The organism is Microcystis sp. LE19-10.1B (assembly GCF_027530565.1).
GTDB classification, from domain to species: domain Bacteria; phylum Cyanobacteriota; class Cyanobacteriia; order Cyanobacteriales; family Microcystaceae; genus Microcystis; species Microcystis aeruginosa.
The window spans coordinates 1-4,479 of the sequence record NZ_JAPZQM010000658.1 but is presented as its reverse complement, the minus strand read 5'-3'; the positions used below and the strand labels follow the sequence as shown (position 1 = coordinate 4,479).

Annotated in this window: 3 protein-coding genes; all 3 read left to right on the top strand. The window is 45.9% G+C overall.

The features are described from left to right. Positions 1-62: 62 nt before the first annotated feature. The 3 genes from O9332_RS23565 (at position 63) to trpB (ending at position 4,278) form a co-directional block, all read left to right on the top strand. Complete coding sequence (locus O9332_RS23565; RefSeq protein WP_288027651.1) at positions 63-230, top strand: hypothetical protein; 168 nt, start codon at positions 63-65, stop codon at positions 228-230. Positions 231-322: 92 nt separating this feature from the next. Then, a complete protein-coding gene (locus O9332_RS23560; protein ID WP_002757810.1) occupies positions 323-2,893 on the top strand; it encodes a DUF3536 domain-containing protein in 2,571 nt (856 codons plus the stop codon). 137 nt (positions 2,894-3,030) lie between these two features. Next, the gene (gene trpB, locus O9332_RS23555) at positions 3,031-4,278 is read left to right on the top strand and encodes a tryptophan synthase subunit beta (protein ID WP_002757811.1); all 1,248 of its coding nucleotides are present in this window, start codon (positions 3,031-3,033) and stop codon (positions 4,276-4,278) included. The last annotated feature ends 201 nt before the right edge of the window (positions 4,279-4,479 follow it).

Below are 4,479 nucleotides of genomic sequence, written 5' to 3'. Positions count from 1 at the left end.
TATGGGAGTGGTCGGGGGGAAAATTCCTGGACTTTTTCCCTGAAAATTAGGTAATTTACCCGATGAAAATGGGTAAAACCCCACACCCCACACCCCACACCCTACACCCTGCCCCTAGGAAAAACTTTTTCAGCAGACCCTACTTAGTGCTGTGTATAGAGAAGTTGCGAATTGTTAACCCTAGCTTTGCTAGGAAAATAAAATGTGATATTGTGACCACAAGGCCGTGAAAAACGGCCAGGTTTTCAGTTTTTTTAAACATCAGGTCGCTACATTCTACAGCTATTTTCGCTCAAAAAAAAACGATTTTCTAGGCCTTTCTATGACTTATCTTGTTGAACATCCTTCTACAACCTTTTATTCCTATACCGATACGGGGGTCGATCCCCTGAAAACCGCTCACGGAGTTTATATCACGGTTCACGGACATTTTTACCAACCACCGCGAGAAAATCCCTATCTAGACAGAATTGAACGGCAACCGAGCGCCCATCCCTTCCATAATTGGAATGAACGCATCCATCACGAGTGTTATCGTGCCAATGCTTTTGCGCGCATTTACAATGACCGGGGGGAAGTGATCAAAATAGTTAATAACTACGAATATCTCAGCTTTAACATCGGGGCTACCCTCATGTCATGGATGCAATCCCATGATCCCGAAGTTTACCAACGCATCCTGACAGCGGATCAAAAAAGTTGTCAACGCTTAAACGGTCATGGTAACGCCATCGCCCAGGTCTATAATCATATCATTCTGCCTCTAGCCAACAAACAGGACAAATACACCCAAATTCGCTGGGGAAAAGCCGATTTTCAGCATCGTTTCGGCCGGGATCCCGAAGGAATGTGGTTAGCGGAAACAGCCATTGATTTAGCCACAGTGACAGCTTTAATCGATGAGGGGATTAAATTCACCATTTTAGCCCCTTCCCAGGCCCTGCGCTGTCGTCCTTTCCCTAGCGACCAGGATCCTCATCCCCAATGGCACGCGGTGGCCGGAGGTCAAATCGATCCCACCCGTCCCTATCGCTGTTACATCCCCGATGGTCGTTATCTGGATATTTTCTTCTACGATGGTCCAATTTCTCGGGATATGGGCTTTAATGATGTCCTAGCCAGCAGTGATTTTCTCGTCGGTCGTCTGGGACAGGCAATTAAAGGGGATCATCGTCCCTCCCAGTTAATCAGCGTCGCTACCGATGGGGAAACCTTCGGCCACCACAAACAGGGGACAGAGAAGTGTCTTAGCTATGCTTTTACGGAATCTTTCCCAAAAAACGGCTGGACAGTCACCAATTTCGCCCATTATCTCAGTATTTGCCCCCCGACTTGGGAAGTGGAATTAAAACCCGTGACCGCTTGGAGTTGTGTCCATGGCGTAAATCGTTGGCAGGATGACTGTGGTTGCGGGGGAGGGGGAAATTACCAGCAAAAATGGCGTAAACCCCTGCGGGAGTCCCTAAATTGGCTCAGAGATGAGTTGATTAAGGTATATGAGATTCAAGGACAGGAATTTTTCCGCGATCCTTGGCAGACAAGGGATGACTACATTGCAGTTATTTTAGATCGATCCCCAGACGCGATCGAACATTTCCTCGCCCTGCATCAAAGTCGCAACCTGAGTAAAAGCGAGAAAATCGATGCTTTGCGTTTATTAGAAATGCAAAGACAAGCTTTATTGATGTTTACCAGTTGTGGCTGGTTTTTTGAGGAAATTTCTCGACCTGAAGGTACGCAAATTTTGAGATATGCTGGCCGGGCCCTGGAATTAGCCGGAGAAGTGGCTGGAATTCAATTAGAAATGAATTTCCTCAGTCGTCTAGCTTTCGCTCCCAGTAACGTTAAGTTATATCAAGATGGGGCTGATGTCTATCGACAATTGGTCACTTCTGCGCGGGTCGATTTGGAACGGGTGGCGGCCCATTACGCCATTAGTTCCCTATTTACCAATTATCCCAGTCATCATCGGATTTATTGTTACAATACCCGTCAATTAGATTATCAAAAACAAGCGATCGGGTCTTTAACTTTAGCAGTGGGACAGGTGGAATTAACCTCGGAAATTACCCAAGAAAGTGAACATTTTGTCTTTGCTGTTCTACATTTAGGAGGTTGGGATTTTTACTGCTGCATTCAACCGTTTAACAGTCGGTTAATCTATACCAATCTTAAGGATCATCTCTTTGAATCTTTACAACAGGCCAGTGTTTCGACCATGATCGTAGAAATGGGGCGCGGATTGGGAGAAAACTTCTTTGCTTTACCCCATCTTTTTGCCGATGAAAGACACCGGATCATGCAGAAGGTGACAGCCGAAACTAAAAAACGTCTCGATCAATTATACACCCAAGTTTATCGGGATAATTACGGCATTTTAGCGGCTTTCCAACGGGATGAGCTGCCCGTACCTCAAGAGTTACAGGTAGCGGCCGATATTGCCATTTCTCATCGTTGTTTACAGGTGATTAATGCCCTAGAAAAAGATTTTGAGCAGCGGCAAGCAACGGAAAATAATCTCGATCAATTATTTGCTATTGCTAAGGAGGCCAATCATTTACACTGTCAATTAAATATTCCCGAAGCGCGTCAAACCTTAGAAAGTTTGCTCTGGCAATCTCTTGGGAAATTATTACACGATGGTGATCCTTTAACGGCGGAGGAGGATACTCGCTTAATCACCCGTTTAATTGAAGTTAGCCAACAATTAAAGCTAGGATTATCCCTCGATCGCTCTCAGGAATTATACTATTATTACTTCCATGGTCGTCTAGTTCTTAATTCTTTGCGGTCCAATTCAATAGATGCTGCCTGTCCCTGGCCGATGACTCAATTAAAATGGTTATTACTATTAGGACAGGTGTTAAAAGTTGATGTGAGTATTTGGCTGTAAAATCAGTCAAAGGGTGGGCAATGCTCACCCTTTGATGATTAAGTGGGTTAGGCGATGATTGCCCTGGAACTCAGGTTAACCCAGAGACTAAACCCTTAGATTTATAATGGATCATAAGTCTCTCATCGAAGGTTTACATGACTATCACGCCGATTTATGCCGCCTCAGCCGGCACAGCAACCCAGTATCCCGATGCTTTTGGGCGTTTTGGACGCTACGGGGGCAAATACGTCCCAGAAACCCTGATGCCAGCCTTAAGTGAACTAGAAACGGCCTATAATCAGTATCAAGACGACCCCGATTTTCAAGAAGAATTAAATCAACTGCTCAAGGATTACGTCGGTAGACCCAGTCCCTTATATTTTGCCGAACGTCTCACCGCCCATTATGCCAAAGCTGACGGCACTGGGGCGCAAATTTACCTAAAACGTGAAGATTTAAACCATACCGGGGCCCACAAGATTAATAACGCCCTCGGTCAGGTTTTATTAGCCAAACGCATGGGTAAAAAGCGAATTATCGCCGAAACTGGGGCAGGACAGCACGGCGTGGCCACCGCTACGGTTTGCGCTCGTTTTGGTCTAGAATGCGTGATTTATATGGGAATTCACGATATGGAACGCCAAGAACTCAATGTTTTCCGCATGAGACTGCTTGGCGCGACGGTGCAACCCGTGGCCGCCGGGACAGGAACCCTGAAAGATGCCACCTCGGAAGCGATTCGCGACTGGGTAACAAATGTGGAAACCACTCACTACATCCTTGGTTCTGTGGCCGGTCCCCACCCCTATCCGATGATGGTACGCGATTTTCATGCGGTTATTGGTCAGGAAACCCGTCAGCAAAGTCTGGAAAAATGGGGCGGTTCACCGGATATTCTCCTCGCTTGCGTGGGGGGTGGTTCTAATGCTATGGGTTTATTTCATGAGTTTGTTAAAGAAGCTTCCGTGCGTTTAATTGGTGTTGAGGCCGCCGGGGAAAGTATCGCTTCCGGAAAACACGCCGCCACCCTTACCCAAGGTCAACCGGGGGTTCTACATGGAGCAATGAGTTATTTATTACAAGATAGCGAAGGTCAAGTTATCGAGGCCCACTCCATTAGTGCTGGTTTAGATTATCCCGGAGTCGGGCCAGAACATAGCTTTTTAAAAGATAGTGGTCGCGCCGAATATTACAGTGTCACCGACAAGGAAGCATTAGAAGCTTTTCAAAGAGTTTCCCGTTTAGAAGGGATTATTCCGGCCCTAGAAACTGCCCACGCTTTAGCCTATTTAGAAACTCTTTGCCCGCAAGTAAATGGTAGTCCTCGCATTGTTATTAATTTCTCTGGACGGGGTGATAAAGATGTGCAATCGGTGGCTAAATATTTATCAATGAATGGTTAACAGTTATCAGTTATCAGTTATCAGGCTCTTCTAGGTTCTGTGTGATAAGTTTAACTTACACAGGATCGATCTTTGTGTCCTTTGTGTCTTTGTGGTTCGCTCCACTCCCTCGCTAGGAGTAATGTATCTTAGAATACATTTTACCCACCAAACCTGGGAGAGCCAATAACAGATTGTTGAGATAGTCGCTCTTGTACTCTT

Bases quoted from the DNA above. Each gene is read 5' to 3' on its own strand.
- O9332_RS23565 (WP_288027651.1), top strand. From the start codon at position 63: ATGAAAATGGGTAAAACCCCACACCCCACACCCCACACCCTACACCCT.
- O9332_RS23560 (WP_002757810.1), top strand. From the start codon at position 323: ATGACTTATCTTGTTGAACATCCTTCTACAACCTTTTATTCCTATACC.
- trpB (WP_002757811.1), top strand. From the start codon at position 3,031: ATGACTATCACGCCGATTTATGCCGCCTCAGCCGGCACAGCAACCCAG.